The 19,439-nt window shown below is 47.1% G+C and carries 19 protein-coding genes; 5 read left to right on the forward strand and 14 right to left on the reverse strand.

All coding sequences use genetic code 11. From position 1 onward, the window contains the following. Positions 1-479: 479 nt before the first annotated feature. The 8 genes from B3Z75_RS09615 to B3Z75_RS09650 form a co-directional block, all read right to left on the reverse strand. A complete protein-coding gene (locus B3Z75_RS09615; protein ID WP_294070832.1) occupies positions 480-1,340 on the reverse strand; it encodes a sigma-70 family RNA polymerase sigma factor in 861 nt (286 codons plus the stop codon). 214 nt (positions 1,341-1,554) lie between these two features. After that, on the reverse strand, positions 1,555-3,078 hold the full coding sequence (locus B3Z75_RS09620; RefSeq protein WP_294070835.1) for a Do family serine endopeptidase: 1,524 nt from the start codon (positions 3,076-3,078) through the stop codon (positions 1,555-1,557). Between the two features lie 185 nt (positions 3,079-3,263). Beyond that, complete coding sequence (locus B3Z75_RS09625; RefSeq protein WP_294070838.1) at positions 3,264-4,424, reverse strand: glycosyltransferase; 1,161 nt, start codon at positions 4,422-4,424, stop codon at positions 3,264-3,266. A gap of 26 nt (positions 4,425-4,450) precedes the next feature. Further along, positions 4,451-5,608: a diaminopimelate decarboxylase gene (lysA, locus tag B3Z75_RS09630; protein WP_294070841.1), complete on the reverse strand. Its 1,158-nt coding sequence runs from the start codon at positions 5,606-5,608 to the stop codon at positions 4,451-4,453. A gap of 93 nt (positions 5,609-5,701) precedes the next feature. Then, a complete protein-coding gene (miaA, locus tag B3Z75_RS09635; RefSeq protein WP_294070844.1) occupies positions 5,702-6,616 on the reverse strand; it encodes a tRNA (adenosine(37)-N6)-dimethylallyltransferase MiaA in 915 nt (304 codons plus the stop codon). 4 nt (positions 6,617-6,620) lie between these two features. After that, positions 6,621-7,427 (reverse strand): TPM domain-containing protein, encoded by an 807-nt coding sequence (locus B3Z75_RS09640; RefSeq protein WP_294070847.1) that lies wholly within the window; start codon positions 7,425-7,427, stop codon positions 6,621-6,623. Beyond that, positions 7,405-7,827 (reverse strand): TPM domain-containing protein, encoded by a 423-nt coding sequence (locus B3Z75_RS09645; RefSeq protein ID WP_294070850.1) that lies wholly within the window; start codon positions 7,825-7,827, stop codon positions 7,405-7,407. Before B3Z75_RS09645 ends, B3Z75_RS09640 begins: the two co-directional genes overlap by 23 nt. Before the next feature lie 39 nt (positions 7,828-7,866). Beyond that, complete coding sequence (locus B3Z75_RS09650; RefSeq protein ID WP_294070852.1) at positions 7,867-8,448, reverse strand: LemA family protein; 582 nt, start codon at positions 8,446-8,448, stop codon at positions 7,867-7,869. Between the two features lie 204 nt (positions 8,449-8,652). Between B3Z75_RS09650 and B3Z75_RS09655 the strand changes: the two genes are divergently transcribed. Continuing rightward, complete coding sequence (locus tag B3Z75_RS09655) at positions 8,653-10,218, forward strand: DUF3078 domain-containing protein (protein ID WP_294070854.1); 1,566 nt, start codon at positions 8,653-8,655, stop codon at positions 10,216-10,218. 6 nt (positions 10,219-10,224) lie between these two features. On the opposite strand, the gene fmt is transcribed toward B3Z75_RS09655, so the two are convergent. From fmt to recR, 6 genes are read right to left on the reverse strand one after another with little or no spacing between them, the layout of a single operon-like run. Then, on the reverse strand, positions 10,225-11,202 hold the full coding sequence (gene fmt, locus B3Z75_RS09660; protein WP_294070856.1) for a methionyl-tRNA formyltransferase: 978 nt from the start codon (positions 11,200-11,202) through the stop codon (positions 10,225-10,227). A gap of 13 nt (positions 11,203-11,215) precedes the next feature. Then, the gene (locus tag B3Z75_RS09665; RefSeq protein ID WP_294070858.1) at positions 11,216-13,000 is read right to left on the reverse strand and encodes a chloride channel protein; all 1,785 of its coding nucleotides are present in this window, start codon (positions 12,998-13,000) and stop codon (positions 11,216-11,218) included. A gap of 52 nt (positions 13,001-13,052) precedes the next feature. Beyond that, positions 13,053-13,616: an L-threonylcarbamoyladenylate synthase gene (locus B3Z75_RS09670; RefSeq protein ID WP_294070887.1), complete on the reverse strand. Its 564-nt coding sequence runs from the start codon at positions 13,614-13,616 to the stop codon at positions 13,053-13,055. Positions 13,617-13,657: 41 nt separating this feature from the next. Next, positions 13,658-14,188, reverse strand: a complete 531-nt coding sequence (locus B3Z75_RS09675) for a GNAT family N-acetyltransferase (protein ID WP_294070861.1) — start codon at positions 14,186-14,188, stop codon at positions 13,658-13,660. Beyond that, entirely contained in the window at positions 14,166-14,672 is a 507-nt protein-coding gene (locus B3Z75_RS09680) for a hypothetical protein (RefSeq protein ID WP_294070863.1), read from the reverse strand. The genes B3Z75_RS09675 and B3Z75_RS09680 overlap by 23 nt, the downstream gene beginning before the upstream one ends. Beyond that, positions 14,669-15,301 (reverse strand): recombination mediator RecR, encoded by a 633-nt coding sequence (gene recR / locus B3Z75_RS09685; RefSeq protein WP_294070866.1) that lies wholly within the window; start codon positions 15,299-15,301, stop codon positions 14,669-14,671. The genes B3Z75_RS09680 and recR overlap by 4 nt, the downstream gene beginning before the upstream one ends. A gap of 304 nt (positions 15,302-15,605) precedes the next feature. On the opposite strand from recR, the gene B3Z75_RS09690 reads away from it, so the two are divergent. From B3Z75_RS09690 to B3Z75_RS09705, 4 genes are all read left to right on the forward strand, one after another. After that, positions 15,606-16,535, forward strand: a complete 930-nt coding sequence (locus B3Z75_RS09690) for an NAD(P)-dependent oxidoreductase (RefSeq protein ID WP_294070869.1) — start codon at positions 15,606-15,608, stop codon at positions 16,533-16,535. Between the two features lie 41 nt (positions 16,536-16,576). Continuing rightward, positions 16,577-17,656: a 3-phosphoserine/phosphohydroxythreonine transaminase gene (gene serC, locus B3Z75_RS09695; RefSeq protein ID WP_294070872.1), complete on the forward strand. Its 1,080-nt coding sequence runs from the start codon at positions 16,577-16,579 to the stop codon at positions 17,654-17,656. A gap of 203 nt (positions 17,657-17,859) precedes the next feature. Then, complete coding sequence (locus B3Z75_RS09700; RefSeq protein ID WP_294070875.1) at positions 17,860-18,222, forward strand: BlaI/MecI/CopY family transcriptional regulator; 363 nt, start codon at positions 17,860-17,862, stop codon at positions 18,220-18,222. Positions 18,223-18,295: 73 nt separating this feature from the next. Further along, positions 18,296-19,439: M56 family metallopeptidase (locus tag B3Z75_RS09705; protein WP_294070878.1), on the forward strand; the 1,144-nt coding region annotated here is incomplete at its 3' end.

Here is a 19,439-nt window from a genome sequence, read left to right on the forward strand (position 1 = left end):
TTTGTCATGTAAAGATTTGTTCCACCGCCAAGTCCTATATACCAATTGTCGCTTGCCTTGTTTTTCAGATACACAGTACCATGAGAAACGTTTTGTACTTCTTGTGCACTTATGCTAAACGCCACAAGAGCAGTAAATAAAAGTAAACTAAACTTTTTCATAAATTTAAATTCTAATTAAACATTTTTTTATTACAATAACTCGATATTATTTTTGTGTGTGATATCAGTACTACTCCTAGCACTATTTTGTTGCAAGTATAACGTTTCCGTTTTAAAAATGTTCGGTAAAATTACGATAAATTGTAATTGGCCCGATAAAAAGTTTATCCATTCATACTTAACGAATAAACATGGAACACAAATTTAAAACTTAAATTTCACATAAACTCATTTTTTATGTAAAAATTCGCCAAAAATCGCATTGGTAGGGTATTTTTTACTCATTTCCCTTCGGAGATGCACACTTTGGTGGAGGAATTAACCGAGATAGCTTTTTAAAAGCTTGCTCCGCGAGTCTTGTCGCAGCCTGCGGATAGCTTTTTCCTTGATCTGACGCACGCGCTCGCGAGTCAGCTGAAACTTGTCGCCGATTTCTTCGAGTGTCATCTCCTGGCATCCGATGCCAAAGAACATCTTGATGATGTCGCTCTCTCTTTCGGTGAGGGTGGAAAGTGCCCTGTCAATCTCTTTCTGCAAAGACTCGTTGATCAGTGTCCTGTCGGCTATAGGAGCATCGTCGTTCACCAGTACATCCAGCAAACTGTTGTCTTCTCCTTCCACAAAAGGAGCATCCATGGAGATATGGCGACCGGATACTTTCAATGAGTCCGTCACCTTGTCCACCGACAGGTCGAGCTCCTTCGCCAACTCTTCGGCCGAGGGCCTGCGCTCGTTCTCCTGCTCGAATTTCTGGAATGCTTTGCTGATCTTATTGAGAGATCCCACCTGATTCAAAGGGAGTCGTACAATGCGTGATTGTTCAGCCAGTGCCTGCAGGATGGATTGACGGATCCACCATACCGCATAGCTGATAAACTTAAAACCTCTTGTTTCGTCGAACTTTTCGGCTGCTTTGATCAACCCCAGATTGCCCTCGTTGATCAGGTCGGGCAGACTCAATCCCTGGTTTTGATATTGCTTGGCTACCGATACCACGAAGCGGAGGTTGGCCCTGGTGAGTTTTTCCAGTGCCTGACGATCTCCTTTTTTGATGGCTTGTGCTAACTCGACTTCCTCTTCTACGGTGATCAGGTCCTCGCGGCCTATCTCCTGAAGATACTTATCCAATGACGCACTTTCCCTGTTGGTGATCGATTTTGTAATTTTTAGTTGTCTCATTTATTCTATATAATTCTTCTGAGTATAATTTCATGTAATCTTTTAGGGCTGCAAAAGTACAAAAAATTTCGCAATGTTGACGAAAAAATGACTCCCTATCAAAGATATAGCAAAGGAATCCGGCACATTGCCCAATTCCTTTGCTATAAAAACACAAATAGTGTGGCTTTTGTTACTGAAAAAGGATAAATTAACCTTTCTTAACCCTTCAGTGTCAGTCGTTTGTCAGATCAATTGCGATGTATTGTGTCCTGCCGTTGGGATAAAACCCTGCCACAAGCAGCACTTTATCCTGTCGATTATTGGTCGAAGCCACAATTTTGGCAATATCATCCTCGCTGTTGACGGGTGTATTATTAATCCGCATAATGATGAACCCTTTATTGATGCCATTCTTTCTGAAGAGGCCGTTATTATTTGCACTTTCAACTTCAACGCCGCTCGAGATGCCAAGTTTGCTTTTTGTGTCGTCGGAAACGGGTTTGAAGGTGGCGCCCAACTTACTCATTGCATCTGTGCTGCGGGTTATTTCGGTATTTCCTTCGTCGTTTTTCAGTTCCACATTAAACGAACGGTTGTTGCCATTACGGTCAACTGTCAGGTTGATCTTATCTCCGGGACGGAACCTGTTCAACTGGCTCTGTAGCTCGGCGAAGTTGCGGATAGGTGCATTATTGATGGCAATGAGGATATCCCCCTTCTGGACTCCTGCTGCCTTGGCAGCACTGCGGTCAGAGAAGTCTTCCACCAGTACCCCCTTTATTTGTGAGAGTTCGCGGGCCCTGTCGGGATCTTCACGACGGATGTTTTCAATATTGGGTACATGGATGCCCAGTACAGCACGCTGCACGGTACCGAATTCCTTCAGGTCGGCAGCTACCTTACCGGCAATGGAGATGGGCACAGCAAAGGCGTAACCGGCAAAGTTGCCCGTTTGGGAGTAGATAGCGGTATTGATGCCGACCAGCTCACCCCTTGTGTTTACGAGCGCACCGCCGCTGTTTCCGGGATTCACAGCTGCATCAATCTGAATGAACGACTGGATGCCAAGGCCACCTCCCATTACATTGCCTCTGTTCTTTGCACTCACAATACCGGCAGTGACGGTAGAGGTGAGGTTAAACGGGTTGCCGACGGCCAGAACCCATTCTCCTACCCGTAATGCATCGGAGTTGCCAAACGTAAGATAGGGGAAGTCGTTGCCTTCGATTTTGAGCAGTGCGATATCGCTCATCTTGTCGGAACCAACAACCTTGGCTGTAAATTCGCGATTGTCGTTCAGCGAAACAGAAACCTCGGTGGCATTTTCTACAACGTGATTGTTGGTAATGATATATCCGTCCTTGGAGATGATCACTCCCGATCCGAATCCTACCTGTTCGCGTGGTTGTGCCGGCGTGCGGTCTCCGAATCCGAAGAAGAAATCAAATGGATTGATATATTGCTGTTGGCTGATGGTCTTGGTTTTCACGTGTACCACGCCATCTACCGAACGTGATGCAGCCTCCGTGAAATCTGGATATCCTTCGGCTGTGGTGAGGTTGGTAAGGACCAAATTTTTGTTCTGATCAAATGAATTCGCGTAACTGCCAATTTCTTTCGATGTAGCTTGAGACGCAGCGCTGCCGTCTGCTTTTCCGTTTTTGCTGATTACATCGTATCCCAGCAGCGTGATAGCAGAACTCAATACCGCTACCAGAACAATTAATAAAAGGTTTTTTGTTTTTCTTGTATCCATATTTTTTCAATTTAATTTTCTTATTAAATACAACAAATATAGAGCAAAAAATGTGCATCTGTTAGGGATATCTATTTGCTTTTTAACACTTTTAACGGATCAGGTGATCGATTAACCCCATTTAACCAGACGCTATCTTGCATGCCGGTTTAAATCAGACAAAATGTCTGTTTTGCCGCTTCTGTTTACCTCCTCCTGTTCCTCCTGTTTGCATAGCGGCGAAAGCGCATGTTGTTGAAAGGCTGGAACAAATCGAACGGAATCAGGTGGATATGGTACGTGATTCCATCAAAAAGCCTGCTGTTCCGGTTGATCACCATCAACTGAATCCAATAGCGCACAAGAAACAGCAGCAATGCCCATGCAAGCAACAGATGATTCGGAGCAACGATGCCATATATCACGCAGCCCGTCAGAGTGGCATAAAAGAGATACTTTGAAAATGATTCCCAGCCGAAAAGGTGTGCAGAAAAACCTTTGTAAAACTGCTTGGTATATAGGTGTTTCGATTTTAATGCCCTCCATATGAAGAAGTTGTTTACACCCGATGTCTCTGTCAGGCTGTCGGGTGACAGTACTACCCCTGTGTTTTTTTTGCGGGCGATCTGGTTGATATACAAATCGTCGTCCCCTCCGTCGATATGCAATATGGACGAATACCCTTTGTGCGCAAAAAAGAGCTCTTTCCTGTAGGCCATATTCCGGCCTATTCCCATGAACGGTTTGTGCAGGATGGCCATCGATAAAAACTTCAGATGATGGATCAGGTTGTCGTAGAGGATGAATTTGCGGGATGAAACATTTTTAGAGATACCAATCCTATTAAATCCCAAAACGATGTCACGCCCCTTCGCAAACTCTGTTCCGTAAGTTTTGATCCATTGGGTAGTGCAGGGCTTGCAAAAGGACTCGGTAAAGAGAAGCAGGTCATATTTTGCTGCCTTTATTCCCAAAGTGAGTGCCAGTTTTTTTTCATTTATGCTGTCTGCCTCGGCAGGAACAAAGGTGTGATAGAGACGTGGATATTTGATTTCGGCTGCTTTCAGCACCATGTCTGTCTCATCGGTCGACCCGCTGTTTACCACGATCACTTCAAAATGAGGATAGTCCTGTTCCAGGATAAAAGGGAGGTTTCTTTTCAGTTCCTCTGAATTGTTTTTCGATGTGATGATCACAGAAATACCCGGGAGGTCTTCCTCGGGGAGGGGTGTCTCATTTCGCTTTCGTTCGTATGCATACGGTTTCCTGTAGAGGAATAGATAAAAGAAAAGTTGCACGAGGAAGCATAAAAGTAAGGTGCCTCCCAGAGTCCACTCAAACAGGGAGAGTGTGCTGAAAAAAAACATAGGCGCGTTCATTGTTCGTAAAACAATTAAATCGAATCAGAGAAGTAGGATGCTGGTTTCTCGCGGCAGTTATATTGCGATACCATTGTTTCGCCATATGCACCTGCAGAGCGGATCGCGATCAGGTCGCCCCGTGCAGACCCATTCAGCATCATGTGCTCCGCAAACACATCACTCGACTCGCAAATGGGCCCAACCACGTCATACGGTGTATAAGCCTCTTCGGAACTGATGTTCTCAATATGATGAAATGCCTGGTAAAGAGCGGGACGGATCAACTCTGTCATGCCGGCATCCACAATCAGAAACTTTTTCTCGATGCCTTCTTTCACGTAAGTCACGCGGGCAATCAATGAACCACAGGGGGCTACCACAGAACGGCCCAGTTCAAAGTGAAGTGTTTGATTTTCCTGTAGTTTCAGGTATTTTTCAAAAATGCGGAAGTATGCTTCAAAATCGGCTATCGGACAGTGATTGGGATGCTGATAGTTGATCCCCAGGCCTCCGCCCACATTGATCACCGGCAGGGTGATTCCTTGTTTGTTAAACCACTCCTGCAGCGTTGCGGCCTTCACACAGAGGTCTTCAAACGAAGAGAGATCGGTGATCTGTGAACCGATATGAAAGTGCATGCCGATGAGTTCAATATGTGGCGAAGCCTTGATCATCTGTAGGATTTCGGGCAGATCCTGTTCGTTTATGCCAAACTTGTTTTCGTTCAGGCCGGTAGTGATGTATTTGTGGGTGTGGGCATCAACGTTGGGATTGATGCGCAGGGCTACCCGTGCTTTCTTTTTGCTGGCCGAGGCAAGCGCGCCGAGTACAGCGAGTTCGGGTATCGACTCCACATTAAAGCAAAAAATGTCGTGATCGAGACCGGTTTGTATTTCCCTGTCTGTTTTTCCTACGCCGGCAAACACAATTTTATCGGGCGCAAAACCACACTCCAGCGCTCTCAGTATTTCGTTGCCACTCACACAGTCGGCTCCAAACCCATAGGAGGCGATTTCTTTCAAAATGCGCGGATTGGCATTCGCTTTGATGGCGTAATGTACGTGAAACGGCTTGTGCCGGCATTCATTTTTAATGGTGTCGAGTGTTTTCCGCAAAAGATCCATATCGTACCAGTAAAATGGCGTTTCGAGATCTTTGAACTGCTCTGTGGGAAATTTACCTTTAATCATTGGACGAAATAGTTCATTAAATTATCCGCAAATAGTCTATGTTGAATGTATTGTGGCTACGGAGGCAAAATTACGATTTTTTTGGAGATTATCTTACCTGCCGAGGAGAGAATATGCCTTGGCTAGTTTTTGGTCCATCGGAAGTGAGGCGTCGATCCAATGAATGGCGATGCCGCGGCGTTCCATTCCCCGAAACCAGGTCATCTGTCTTTTTGCAAACTGGTGTATGGCGGTCTCGAGTTGTCTGTACATCTCCTCATAACTGATGGTGCCCAGTACATGCAGCGTCACGTATTTATATTCCAGTCCGTAATAGATCAGGTCGTCGGCCGCAACACCCGAATCAAGGATTGCTTTTACCTCTTCGAGCATTCCTTCCTGCAGACGCGCTTTCAGGCGTGTCGTAATTTTCTCTCGCCGTAGTTCCCGGTTGATATGAAGTCCAAGAACACAGCTCTCCAGCGGTGGAAACTCGCTCGCCGATGCTGTTTTCTGCGCCTGAAAATGAGCAATCTCAATGGCGCGGATAGCCCTTTTGATGGTGTCGGTGTCAGTGGTGTTGTGTAGAGGCCGGTAGCACCGAAGGATGTGTGCCAGTTCTTCCAGCGATTTTCCTTCGAGTGATTTTCTTAATGCCGGGTTGGGCGGCACATCGGGAAGATGATAGCCTTTCAGCACAGATTCAATATAGAGTCCGGTACCCCCGCAAAGAATGGGTCTTTTATTCCGGGAAAGAACATCCTGTAAGGCAATGTGAAAATCGTGCTGATAATCGAAAAGTGTATATTTGTCACCCGGTTCGCGGATATCAATCAGATGGAAAGGAACGGATATTCCATCAACTCTGTATTCGGAAAGATCCTTTCCGGTGCCGATGTCCATGTTCCGGTAGATCTGCCGTGAGTCGGCGCTGATAATCTCACCGCCGAGAGTGCGGGCCAACTGAACAGCAAAGGTGGTTTTGCCGCATGCTGTGGGACCCAGTACCGTGATTAGTCTTTGTTGCATATAGTTACCAGCTTCCGCCTGCTCCTCCTCCGCCAAAACTGCCTCCACCGCCGCCGCCGAAACCACCACCAAATCCGCCGCCGAAACCGCCGCCGCCGAAGCCACCAAAGCCCCCTCCTCTGCGGCTGCCTCCTGTCATGGGTGGAAAAAACAGGGGAGGGACATTGCTCCTGCCATGCCCTTCGCTATCGATATGCTGATCCCCTCCCCCCCGAAAGAGAACGATAAAGAGCACGAGGACGACGATGATAATGATGATGGCGAGGGGCGAAATGCCATCTTCCTCTTTTTTATCTGCGGTAAATTCCCCGGACAGACGGTCAATCATAGCATCTACAGCGGCATTTACACCGCCAAAATAATCATCCTCCATAAAATAGGGAATCATTTCGTTGCGAACGATACGCCCGGCATAGGCATCGTTGATGCGGGCTTCGAGGCCGTAACCCGTGGCAATGAACGCCTGGCCTCGGCTGTTGCCTACTTTGGGTTTGATAAGTATCACTGCGCCGTTGTTTTTGCTCTTTTGGCCAACACCCCATTTTTCACCGAGTCGGAAGGCATAGTCCGATGGGGGATACCCTCCCAGGTCGTTGACGGTGACCACATATATTTGTGTGGAGGTGGAGTCGTGGTAGGCAAGCAGCTTTTGTTCGAGCGATGTTCTCTCCGCAGTCGAAAAGAGACCGGCAAAGTCGTTCACCAACCGGTAAGGTACCATCGGATCGGGAATATTTTGTGCTCTCAGCCCTGTGGCAGTGAGCAAAAGTACTATAAACAGATGGATTTTATTCATCCAGGATGACTTCATCGCCAAGTTCATTTATGTCGTTTCCCATTACCGGGTACTGTACTTTGATCAGTTCGCCCACTTTGCCGACTCCCTTGCATATGCCTTCGGCGATCAGCCCTTTCCTGAAGAAGGAAAGCATCACCTCCAGTGCATCATTCCAGAAGTCGTTGCGCACCGTATCATTGATCCCCTTATCGCCCAGAATAGCTGCCTTGTGATCGGCGGGCGATACGTAAATAAGCACCCCGTTTCTGCGTTGTGTACCCTCCATTTTCAGCTGCCGGAATTTCAGCAATGCTGCATCCAGAGGGTCTCCTTTGCAGTGCCTTGCCACACAGACACGTATTTCACCCGAGGTGTGACTTTCGGCACTTTTGATTGATTCAGATATGCGATGCAGTTCTTCTTTTTGCAACATTCTTTTACAGCATTACAGAGGAATAGATCTTCAGGTGAATTAAAACACCACCTCCGGTGCAGCCTGTGATTCGGGTGTAGCTTCAAAGTAAGCTTTTGACTCGAACTTGAACCATTTAGCGTAAATCACCTGTGGAAACTTGCGGATATAGGCATTGTAATCCTGTGCCGTCTGGTTGAACTTGTTGCGTTCCACCGAGATGCGGTTTTCGGTGCCTGCCAGCTCATCCTGCAAGGCGAGAAAATTTTGATTTGCCTTCAACTCCGGATAGTTTTCCTGAATCAGCAAAAGCCGCCCCAAGGCCTGGCTCAGTTGATTTTGTGCTTGCTGATATTCTTGCAGGCTTTCCGTGGTAAGGTTTTCCGGACTGACGGTGGTTTGTGTCGCTTTGGCCCTTGCTTCGGTAACCTGTGTAAATGTCTCCTGCTCGTGCGCGGCATACCCTTTCACCGTGTTCACCAGGTTGGGGATAAGGTTTGCCCGCCTCTGATAGGCATTTTGAACGTTTCCCCACTGTGCCGCTACGGCTTCCTGCTTCTCTACCATTCTGTTGTACCCCTGGCAGCCGGTGAGAGCCATTGCTCCAATCACGAGCAGTAAAATGAATGATAACTTTTTCATCTTGAAGTTGCTTTTTATGTTGTTGAAATCTGGGACGAAGTTAATCTATTTTCTTTTAACATGATTCATAAATATCAGTTTAAAGTGAGGGAAGGTTTCCACAACGCCGCCTGTTAGTAAAACTTTTTTTATACCTTTGTCGTTAGGAAGAATGCGAAGGCGATTTTTTTATTGTAATTTCCCCGAGAAGAAAAAACAATCAGTATGAAACGACTCCTCCCTTTATTTTTGATATATTTTTCATTTGCAGTTTCGGCAACTGAGGTAAGCAGCACCGGTAATATTTCTTCAGTGACGCTTCAGGTGCCCGACTCCATGGAATTATTCCACGACATAACCGATATCAGCCGGCAAATAGAAAAACGCGTAGCTGCGCCGGATAGCCCGCTACAGGAAGAACTGCCTCAGCCGGTGGCTTATCCACAAGGTGGCCTGTCTTCGGTGATGACTCCCTCATCGTCTGTTTCCTTCATTCGCGGGGTAGATTCTCTGGTTTACAGCAACCCTCTCGACTCCCTCTATTCGAGGAAAGAGAACGGGACGCTGCAGCTTCCTTTTCACTATTACAATACGCAGGCAATGCAGGGACTGACATTTCGCGATACTCTCTTTTATAACCCCCTGTTTTTGCCGATGATCTTTAACGGCAAGATGCTTCCGCGTGACCTGTCGTTCTATCCTCTGCGAAAGGATGCAGGCACGGGATCGCTGATTTCTCCCGATAAAACGTTTGCATCCGCCCTGGAACATGCCGATTTTGTGCAAAACGTGAGAAGAAACTACTATATGCAATATCCTGACCGGATCAAATATTCCGTGTTAAACTTTACTTCAGTACCGCGTATAGGCAGTGGCGATGAAATTGTACGGGAGACCTATAATCCGTTCCGGGAACTGTTGAAGTCTGAGACAACCTATTCCCTTGAGGCCCCCGGTGTAGAGGTGGCCACAATCGACCGGAAATATTGGATTCGTTCCGGAGAACATTCCTTCCAGTTTGCCCAGAATTATTTCTCCAACAACTGGCATAAAGGGGGGACCAACAACCTGAACTTTAACAGTTATCAGGTGCTCCGGGCCAACTACCAAAAAGAAAAAGTGAAGTTTAACAATACCCTGGAGTGGCGGCTGTCGGTTTTCAATGCACCGGACGATAGCTTACGTAGATACCGCATAGGAAACGACCTTATCCGTTATTACGGTGATTTTGGTGTGGATGCATTCCTGAAAGGATGGTCTTACTCCATGAACATGGAGGCGAAGTCACAGTTGTTCAACGCTTATCCCACCAATTCAAACGATCTACGCTCTGCGTTCCTGGCGCCGCTCTATGTGAATGCCGGTGTGGGTTTGAAGTTTAACCTCGATAAGAAATCGGAGAAAGTGCGTCACCGCAGACTTAGGTGGGATCTTTCTGTTGCCCCGATCTCAATTAACTTCAAATATGTGGGCAATGATCTGGTGAGTGTAAAGCGTTTTGGGATACCGGAAGGAAGACGGTCGGTGCTGGACATCGGTTCCACCATCACCTCGATTCTAAAATATGACATTACCCGGTATATTACCTGGGACTCACGCCTGACATACTTTACCAGCTACGACAAGGTGATGTCGGAATTCGAAAACAGCCTGAATATGGCGCTGAGCAACGCCTTGTCCACCCGTATTTATCTAAATGCACGCTTCGACGACGATGTGCCGCCCGATCCCGATCTGAAATACTGGCAGATTAATCAAACGCTCAGCTTTGGGCTGAATTATAAGTGGTAGCTTTGCTTAGCTGAAACGCGCATTTTTTGGGAAAACATATCCACGAAGAAAATCAGCAGTTTGCATCCTTTTTTTGCCGGACAGCTGGATGTCGGTGATCCGGATAAATCCGTCTTTCGCGGCCACATCCAGAAATGTTTTGTGGTCGGTCAGGATGGTGCCGGGTACCGTACTGCTCTCCCCTATCTTTATTACCTCACCCGCATAAAGTTTAAAGCGAAGCGGTTCTGTTTCATCGCCTGGCTGTATTTCGGTCCATGCTGTGGGGGAAGGAGACAAGCCGCGAATAAAATTGTACACCTCCCCGGTTGTCCTGTTCCAGTCCACATGGCCGGTCTCCCTGAATATTTTGGGAGCTGCTTTTAATTCGATGTCTTTAGCGAGAAGATCTTGTTGCGGAATAGGTTGTATAGTGTCTTCCGATATGGCATCAACAGTATCCAAAACCAGTTGTGCACCCAGGGTCATTAACCGGTCGTGTAATGTCTCTGCGTTGTCATCGTCATGGATCGGCGTCCTTTTTCGGAAAATAATTTTCCCGGTGTCGATCTCGTGAGAGAGGAAGAAGGTTGTTACGCCTGTTTCTTTCTCCCCGTTTATAAGAGCCCAGTTGATCGGGGCAGCACCTCTGTATTGGGGGAGCAGCGAAGCATGGAGGTTAAACGTTCCTTTTGGGGGCATGGCCCATACCACTTCGGGTAGCATCCTGAATGCTACCACTATCTGCAGGTCTGCCTTCAACTGCTTCAGCTCAAAAAGGAAGGCATCGTCTTTCAGCTTTTCCGGCTGCAGTACCTTCAGACCCTGCTGCTGGGCATACTGTTTCACGGCCGAAGATTGAAGTTTGTATCCTCGGCCTGCCGGCTTGTCGGGCATGGTGACAACGCCCACCACATTGTATCCATTTTCTACCAATGCTTTGAGCGACTCCACGGCAAATTGGGGGGTGCCCATGAATATAATCCGGATTGCTTTCTTTTCCATATCGAACAATAAATTATTCGTCGGCATCGGAGTAATTTTCCACCAATACCTCCCTGTAAGAGTTAAATACCGACGATTGAGATAATATGCCCAGATAAATGCCTCCATCATCAATGACCGGCAGGTTCCAGGCTTTCGTGTTTTCAAACTTATCCATTACCTCTTCCATGCTGGAGCCGATGCTGATTTTCGCCGGGGCACCCACCATGAATTTCTCCACCGTGAACCGATCATACAACTCGGGGCGGAACATGATGTTTCGGATATCATTCATCATCACCAGGCCGATGAGCACCTGCTCATCGTTGACCACCGGAAAGATGTTCCTGTTGGAGGCAGAAATCACTTTTACCATATCTCCCAGTGTCATACCGGGCTTCACGGTGGGAATGTCTTTTTCCAACAGATCTTCGATTTTCAAAAATGTGAGCACGGCCTTGTCCTTGTGGTGGGTAATCAGCTCTCCTTTTCTGGCAAGCCGCATTGCATAGATGCTGTGCTTCTCAAACACCAGGATTGTTCCGTATGATACAAGCGATACGATCATCAACGGAAGAAACAGCTCGTACCCCCCGGTAAGCTCGGCTATGAGGAAGGTGCCGGTGAGCGGTGCATGCATCACTCCGGCCATCACTCCGGCCATGCCCATCAGCGCGAAGTTCTCCTGGGGAAGGTAAGTAGCATAACCCAGCTGGTTGAGTGTGTAGGAAAAGATGAATCCGGCTATACACCCCAAAAACAGGGTAGGGGCGAATACCCCGCCGGTGCCTCCCCCGCCGTTGGTGGCGCTGGTGGCAAATACCTTGAAAAGGAGCACCATGACAAGAAAAACCACGATCGCCCAGTGGCTTTCCAGGTTATAAAAGAAACTTTCGTTGGTAAGAGAAAGAAAAGAATCTCCTCCATCGAGCAGTGTCTCAATGGTATTGTACCCTTCACCAAAAAGTGGGGGAAAGAAGAAAATCAACACACTGAGCATCACCCCACCCAATACAAACCGCTTCCAGTTTGGTAAACCGTGGAATATGTTTTCACACCAACTCATGGTGCGGATTACATAGAGGGAGATGAAGCCGCACAGGATACCCAGCAGAATTACATAAGGAATGCGGTTTAGCGTAAACGGTTCAACCTGAGAGAAAGCAAACATGGCATCCATGCCAGTGAGGAGATAGGATACGGTGGTGGCAGTGACGGCAGTCACCAGAAGGGGAAGAATGGACGACATGGTGAGGTCGAGCAGCAGCACCTCTATCACAAAAAGAATGCCGGCTACCGGCGCCTTGAAAATGCCAGCGATGGCCCCGGCGGCTCCGCAGCCCACCAGAATCATCAGGCTGTGTTGTTCCAGCTTGAAGAATCTTCCCAGGTTGGAGCCGATAGCGGATCCGGTGAGTACAATGGGTGCTTCCGCCCCCACGGAGCCCCCAAATCCGATGGTGATGGAGCTGGCAATCAGCGAGGAGTACATGTTGTGGGGCTTGATGCGGCTTTTGCGCTGCGAAATGGAAAAAAGGATTTTTGTGACGCCATGGCTAATATCGTCTTTCACCACGTATTTGACGTATAACCCGGCAATGAGGATGCCTGCGATGGGAAAGAGAAGATAGGAGAAGTTGAGGTTGTCCTGACTGAAGTTTTCGGTCAGGAAGACCTGAAAGAAATGGATCGCGGCCTTCAGCACATAGGCGGCCAGCGCCGTAAGTATTCCTACAAGAAAACAGACGAACAGCAGAAAATGGCGCTCCTTGATATGTGCATCACGCCAAAGCAGAAACCGATTATGTATTTCTTTCATTTGTGTCAACGAAATAATATACGGTGCAAGCAGACAAAGATAACCAATTTCTTCACTTTCGAATAATTTGGATGGTCCCGTCTTTACCCAGTTTCACAATGCCGGAAGGTTTTGCTTCGCGCTGTTCTTTTTGTCCATACGTGACCACATAATCCACTCCGTTCTTTATCTCTGCTCCGATCTGCGAAAAACGACCCGGTGCCGGTGCGCCGCTCACGTTCGCTGATGTGGAGACGATGGGCTTTCGAAACTGACGGCACAACTCCCGCGAAAACACTTCGCCGGTGATGCGTATCCCAATGGTTCCGTCTGCGGCGACAAGGTTGGTTGCCAGGTTTTTAGCACCTTCGTAAATGATGGTGAGCGGCTTGTCGGTCAGTTCGATCAGGTCCCATGCAATGTCGGGTACCTCCTGTACGTAGGTCTGCAGTTTTGCCGGATTATCCAGCAGCACCAGCATCGATTTGCTGTCGCTTCGCTGCTTCAACTCATAGACACGTTGTACCGCTTCTTCGTTGGTGGCGTCACAGCCAATTCCCCAAATAGTGTCGGTAGGATAGAGAATAATCCCGCCGTTTCTCATTATTTCACAAGCTTTCTTGATGTCCTCCTGCATATATTCCTTTTTTAAATCAACTTTTGTTTGTAGCCTGCCGCTCAGGGCTGCTTTATTTTTTGCCACACCTGCACATCTTCGAAAATGTCGCCACTGGAGAGCCATTCATATAGTTTGCCTGCCGGATAGTAACCCGCGTTCCGGAATAACCGCATGCTTGCGCAGTTTTTTTCCGGTATAAAGGCATAGAGCTGGTGTAGAGAAAGGAACCCGAAAGCATACTCTTCGAGCAGCAGGAGCACCTGCAGCCCATATCCTCTGTTTCGTCGGTTTTCGTCGATGAGGATACCCACGCCCGCCCTGCGGTGGAAAGGGTCAAAGTCGTACAGGTCGGCCATACCAATGGTCTCTTCTGTCTCCATTAAGCCGATCATCAGCCGTAACTGCCTATCCGCATATATATCCTGCTTCGATGTGGTCAGGTATTGCTTCAGACTGAAGCGGGAGTATGGGGCCGTGGCATTGCCGTATTCCCATAAGCCGGTGTCGTTTTCCCACTTATAAAGCAGCTCCAGGTCTTCTGGCTCGGGTGCCCGCAGACGAATCTCCTTATTTTCCAACAACTTCTCCATCTTTTGGCTCTTCCTGAGTTTCTTCCATTTCCGACTCTCCTGTTTCCGACAGTTCCGAGAGGCTTTTCAATTCAATATAGGATGGCTGGCAAAACAAAAAGACGACGAGAAGAACTACCGTGGACCACAGGAAATTGGTGTTGCGGGAAAATGCAAACAGGACTATATTCATGAGGGTAACAGTGCTTATCGTATACAGACGCAGACGAGACAGCTTTTTGTACTTTTTCGCGGCTTCTTCAGGTTGCATGGGGCGTGGAGCCTTTTTAAGCCGGTCGGAAAACAGCTTCAACGCTGCCGGAATGGCAATGAGGGTAATCAGGATGGCATATCGCTCCAGGGTGATGCTAACTTCGAAAATGTTCTCTGGAAAAGGGATCGATCGCAGCAGCACCAAAATAAATAACCCTGTCAGAAGAATCAGACTCCCGTAGTACTCTCTTTTTAGATGGGTGATTATCCTGTCGGTAGCAGTTTCTTTCATTTTGACAGCAATTTATAGGATTCATCAAAAGGAGTTCTGTTTAATATGGAACGTCCCAGCGTCACCTCATCGGCATATTCAATCTCATCGCCGATGGATACTCCACGGGCAATGATGCTAACTTTCACGTTGTAGGTTTGTAACTTGCGAAAGATGTAAAAATTGGTGGTATCGCCCTCCATGGTGGCACTCAGTGCCAGGATCACTTCCCTGATGCCTCCGGATTTCACCCTTTCTTCCAGGCTGGCGATCTCCAGGTCCGACGGGCCAATGCCGTCGATAGGCGATATGATGCCCCCCAGCACATGATATAAACCGTTAAACTGCACGGTCTTTTCGATCGCCATCACCTCCTTGATGTTTTCCACGACACAGACCACAGCTTTGTCGCGTGTTTTATCAGCACAGATACTGCATACTTCCGTGTCGGAGATATTGTGGCAGGAGGAACAGTATTTTACTTCCTGCGTCAGCCTCAGGATGCTTTCAACGAAGCGGGCTACACTCTCCTCGTCCTGACGAAGCAAATGCAGCACCAGCCGCAAGGACGATTTTCTCCCTATTCCCGGGAGCCTGGCAAATTCGTTCACTGCATTTTCGAGCAGGGTTGAAGGATAGGGGCTGTTCATCGTATACAATCTTTTTGTGCTGCGCAAAGATAATAAAAGACGGCTGCAGTGCAAGCTTGTTTGTTGACTGTCGTGGCGTATTTTAACTGTTACAAAGATACGATGATTCGATTTACCCTACAAATTCATTTAGGCGGCAAAGTATTATTGCAGATCCTTTAAAGTTCGAAGATTCTTCTCCTTCCCAGAGTGAAATTAAAATCAGCGGACATTTTTTTACTCCGATTTGGTTTTTTGTTTGATATAAGTTTGTAATTTTGTAACTCTATTAATTTCGGTGAAATTTAAAAAAAAGAGGAGGAATATGAAGGTACTTTTAGCGACAAGTAAACCATTTGCCGTGCAGGCTGTACAGCAGATACAAGATATTGTGGAGACTGCAGGGCATACGTTCGTGAAACTAGAGAGTTATTCTGATAAGTCTCAATTACTTGGTGCTGTAAAAGATGTGGATGCGGTTATCATAAGAAGCGATCTTATCGATAAAGAAGTGATGGATGTTGCGCCTAACTTGAAAATAGTGGTCAGAGCGGGTGCCGGATACGATAATGTTGATCTGGAAGCCGCCACATCACGCAACATTTGTGTGATGAACACACCGGGACAAAATGCAAATGCCGTGGCTGAACTTGTGTTTGGCATGATGATCTACATGCAGCGCAATCAGTTTGATGGCACGGTAGGACGTGAGATCAAAGATAGACGGCTTGGTTTGTTTGCTTTTGGAAACGTGGCAAAAATGGTGGCCAAGATAGCCCGCGGTTTCGGGATGCCTGTATATGCTTATTCACCCACACTGACCCATGACGACTTGCGGAAAGAGGGAGAATACGGGGTGATCGCAGCATACAGTAAAAAAGAGTTGTTTCAGAGTTGTGATTTCATGTCGTTGCACATGCCTTTGCTGGATGATACGCGCGGCTGTGTGAATTATGAACTCTTGTCGTACATGCCCGAAGACGGCTTGTTGATCAATACAGCTCGCAAAGAACTTTTGGTGGAGGAAGATCTGATTCGCATCATGGAGGAGCGCCCTGACTTCCAGTATGTTACCGATGTGAAGCCCGACAGGCACGAAGAATTCGTGGCTAAATTTCCGCTTCGTTATTTCTCCACACCGAAAAAAATGGGTGCCCAGACCACCGATGCGAACATTAACGCAGGACTTGCTGCTGCCAACCAGATTGTTGCATTTCTCGACAACGGGGATGATCGCTTCAGGGTGAACGAGTAGTTAGAAGGCATAAGTCGGATTAGGAATTAATAATAATATATATGAAAAAATACAATTTCAACGCGGGACCATGTGTGTTACCCCGCCCTGCAGTAGAATCAGCCATTGAAGCGATACGCGACTTCGATAATACCGGCATTGGCATCCTTGAGATATCACACCGCACTCCGGGGTGGGAGCGGATCATGAAAGAGACAGCCGACCTATGGAAAGAACTGCTGAACATTCCCGATAACTACAAAGTACTTTTGTTAGGAGGAGGGGCCAGTACCCAGTTTTTTGAAGTCCCTGCCAACCTGATGCAAAAGAAGGCTGCCTACCTGCAGACCGGTGTCTGGGCAAAGAAGGCGATCAAAGAGGCTAAGTTTTATGGAGAGGTGGAAATTGTGGCTTCATCGGAAGATAAAAACTATTCCTATATTCCCAAAGGATATACCATTCCGTCCGATGCCGATTATTTCCACATCACGACAAACAATACCATCTACGGGACGGAAATGCATGAGGATATCGAGAGCCCGGTACCTCTGGTGGCCGATATGTCGTCCGACATCATGAGTCGCCCGGTTGATGTTTCCAAATATGGCATCATCTATGGCGGAGCACAGAAAAACGTAGGACCTGCCGGCGTTGCCTTCGTGATCGTCAGAGAAGATATACTTGGCAAGATCGATCGCCCGCTGCAGACAATGGTGGACTACCGTACCCATATCGGTGCTGCCGAGAAAGACCGTTCCATGTTCAATACACCCCCTGTATTCCCGATATTCGTCATGCACGAAACCCTGAAATGGGTGAAAGAACTGGGGGGTGTGGAAGCGATGCACAAAATGAACAAGGAGAAAGCGGAGCTGCTGTACAACGAAATAGACCGCAACAAACTTTTCGTGGGTACTGCTGTCAAAGAAGACCGTTCCTTCATGAACGTCTGCTTCGTGATGAACGAAGAATATAAAGAGAAAGAAGCCGCTTTCCTCGAATTTGCAAAAGAGAGAGGAATGGTGGGTATCAAGGGACATAGATCAGTAGGTGGCTTCCGTGCATCCATTTACAATGCATGCCCCAGGGAAGCCGTAGAAGCGCTGATTCAGTGCATGCAGGATTTTGAGAAACAAAATTAGCTATTTCTTTTCATAGACTTAGCTGCGGGGGATGGGGTTCATTGAGCTCCATCCTTTTTTATTATCGGCGACTGAAAAACTGACGTTTTCTGTATGTTTATATTTATTTAACGATAAAAAAGAATAAATAAATCCATGTGTTACGAAAATATCGTAGATTTGCGGTATTAAAACAGTTTTTAATTCAGTAAACAAAACGGACGATGGAACGATTGACCCCCCAGGAAGAAAATGTGATGTTGCTTGTGTGGCAACTTAAAGAGTGTGCGATCAAGGATGTGGTTGAGAAGTTGGAGGAGCCCCGGCCTCCTTATACAACGGTGGCTTCCATTTTTAAAAATCTGGAAAGCAAAAGATATCTGGAAAAAAGAAGGTTCGGCAATGTGAAGGTTTTCAAGCCGCTCATTTCTGAAGCAGCCTATAAGAGGCACTTTCTTTCGGGGGTAGTGCAAAGTTATTTCGATAACTCCTATAAAGAGCTGGTATCCTTCTTCGCCAAAGAGCAAAAGATCACTACGGAAGAACTCAGTGAGATCATACGCCTGATTGAAAAGAATCAGAAGTAGGTTTTTTACCGTTAACACGACAGCCATGCATCCCTTTTTAATTTATCTGATACAAGTCAATATCGCTTTGGCAATGTTTTATCTCCTGTACGCATTACTACTGAAAGGAGATACGTTTCTTCGCCTTAGGCGTTTCTTCTTTATCCTGGCAATTATTTTTTCGCTGTTTTATCCCCTGTTTTCTGTTCCGGCGCTGGGAGAAGTGTTGAACTTCCGTTCCACTACACCGGGGGACGTTGAAAGAACTGTTTTTATTGAAGATCTCGATATGACGATAGGGCCGGATGATGCAGCATCAGACGCCAGTTCTTTCCTGTTTCCCCGGGAACAAATCCTTACGGGACTCTTCGTAGTGGTTACCTCGTTCTTTGTGTTGCGGTTTTTCTGGCAACTTTTCTCTATCGTGCGCATTCGTCTCCATAGTAAAGTAACGGAAATATCTGGGATTACCGTATGTCAGTTGCCGGAAGATATGACACCCTTCTCCTTTTTCAAGTGGATATTTATCCATACCGAAAAGCATGCGGAAACAGAGACCAGGCAGATTCTGCTGCACGAGCAAACCCACGTGCGACAGTGGCATTCGCTGGACATAATTCTTGTTGAGATACTCTCTCTCTTTTCCTGGTGGAATCCTTTTGTCTGGCTGATGAAGCGGGAGATGGCGATGAATCTTGAGTATCTGGCCGACAACGGCGTACTTCGAGAAGGGATCGACAGCCGCGAATATCAGTTCCATCTTTTACGACTGACTTATCATGAAACTGCAGTTCAGATAGTAAACAACTTTAATGTATCACAATTAAAACAACGCATTATGATGATGAACAAAACGAAATCGACCACACCCGTGCTTGCGAAATATCTGCTTATTTTGCCTCTGGCCCTTATGCTTATAACGGCAAACAGTGCCTATGCAGCACGGAAAGAAGCAAAATCCGGGCAAACAGCAGGAGCTGTTCGCAGTGTACTTTTGAATGAAAACGTATCATCACCTGTCTTATACGATCGTGAAACTGAAAACATGCAGGATCCCCCACCTGTAAAGAAAGAGGATGCTATGCAGGAAATATTTGTAGTGGTGGAGAATATGCCCGAGTTTCCCGGCGGAAACGAAGCAATGATGCAATTCTTGGCGGACAATATCCAATATCCGGAAGTGGCGAAAGAGAATGGAATCCAGGGAAGGGTTATTTGCCAGTTTGTGGTGCTGAAAG

This window comes from Proteiniphilum sp. UBA1028 (assembly GCF_002316955.1).
Taxonomy (GTDB): Bacteria; Bacteroidota; Bacteroidia; order Bacteroidales; family Dysgonomonadaceae; genus Proteiniphilum.

Excerpts from the sequence above, each read along its gene's own strand:
- B3Z75_RS09675 (WP_294070861.1), bottom strand. The coding sequence starts at position 14,188 with ATGGAGAAGTTGTTGGAAAATAAGGAGATTCGTCTGCGGGCACCCGAG.
- B3Z75_RS09625 (WP_294070838.1), bottom strand. The coding sequence starts at position 4,424 with ATGTTTTTTTTCAGCACACTCTCCCTGTTTGAGTGGACTCTGGGAGGC.
- serC (WP_294070872.1), top strand. The coding sequence starts at position 16,577 with ATGAAAAAATACAATTTCAACGCGGGACCATGTGTGTTACCCCGCCCT.
- B3Z75_RS09620 (WP_294070835.1), bottom strand. The coding sequence starts at position 3,078 with ATGGATACAAGAAAAACAAAAAACCTTTTATTAATTGTTCTGGTAGCG.
- B3Z75_RS09690 (WP_294070869.1), top strand. The coding sequence starts at position 15,606 with ATGAAGGTACTTTTAGCGACAAGTAAACCATTTGCCGTGCAGGCTGTA.
- B3Z75_RS09615 (WP_294070832.1), bottom strand. The coding sequence starts at position 1,340 with ATGAGACAACTAAAAATTACAAAATCGATCACCAACAGGGAAAGTGCG.
- B3Z75_RS09650 (WP_294070852.1), bottom strand. The coding sequence starts at position 8,448 with ATGAAAAAGTTATCATTCATTTTACTGCTCGTGATTGGAGCAATGGCT.
- B3Z75_RS09645 (WP_294070850.1), bottom strand. The coding sequence starts at position 7,827 with ATGTTGCAAAAAGAAGAACTGCATCGCATATCTGAATCAATCAAAAGT.
- B3Z75_RS09655 (WP_294070854.1), top strand. The coding sequence starts at position 8,653 with ATGAAACGACTCCTCCCTTTATTTTTGATATATTTTTCATTTGCAGTT.
- B3Z75_RS09680 (WP_294070863.1), bottom strand. The coding sequence starts at position 14,672 with ATGAAAGAAACTGCTACCGACAGGATAATCACCCATCTAAAAAGAGAG.
- B3Z75_RS09665 (WP_294070858.1), bottom strand. The coding sequence starts at position 13,000 with ATGAAAGAAATACATAATCGGTTTCTGCTTTGGCGTGATGCACATATC.
- lysA (WP_294070841.1), bottom strand. The coding sequence starts at position 5,608 with ATGATTAAAGGTAAATTTCCCACAGAGCAGTTCAAAGATCTCGAAACG.
- B3Z75_RS09670 (WP_294070887.1), bottom strand. The coding sequence starts at position 13,616 with ATGCAGGAGGACATCAAGAAAGCTTGTGAAATAATGAGAAACGGCGGG.
- miaA (WP_294070844.1), bottom strand. The coding sequence starts at position 6,616 with ATGCAACAAAGACTAATCACGGTACTGGGTCCCACAGCATGCGGCAAA.
- B3Z75_RS09640 (WP_294070847.1), bottom strand. The coding sequence starts at position 7,427 with ATGAAGTCATCCTGGATGAATAAAATCCATCTGTTTATAGTACTTTTG.
- recR (WP_294070866.1), bottom strand. The coding sequence starts at position 15,301 with ATGAACAGCCCCTATCCTTCAACCCTGCTCGAAAATGCAGTGAACGAA.
- B3Z75_RS09700 (WP_294070875.1), top strand. The coding sequence starts at position 17,860 with ATGGAACGATTGACCCCCCAGGAAGAAAATGTGATGTTGCTTGTGTGG.
- fmt (WP_294070856.1), bottom strand. The coding sequence starts at position 11,202 with ATGGAAAAGAAAGCAATCCGGATTATATTCATGGGCACCCCCCAATTT.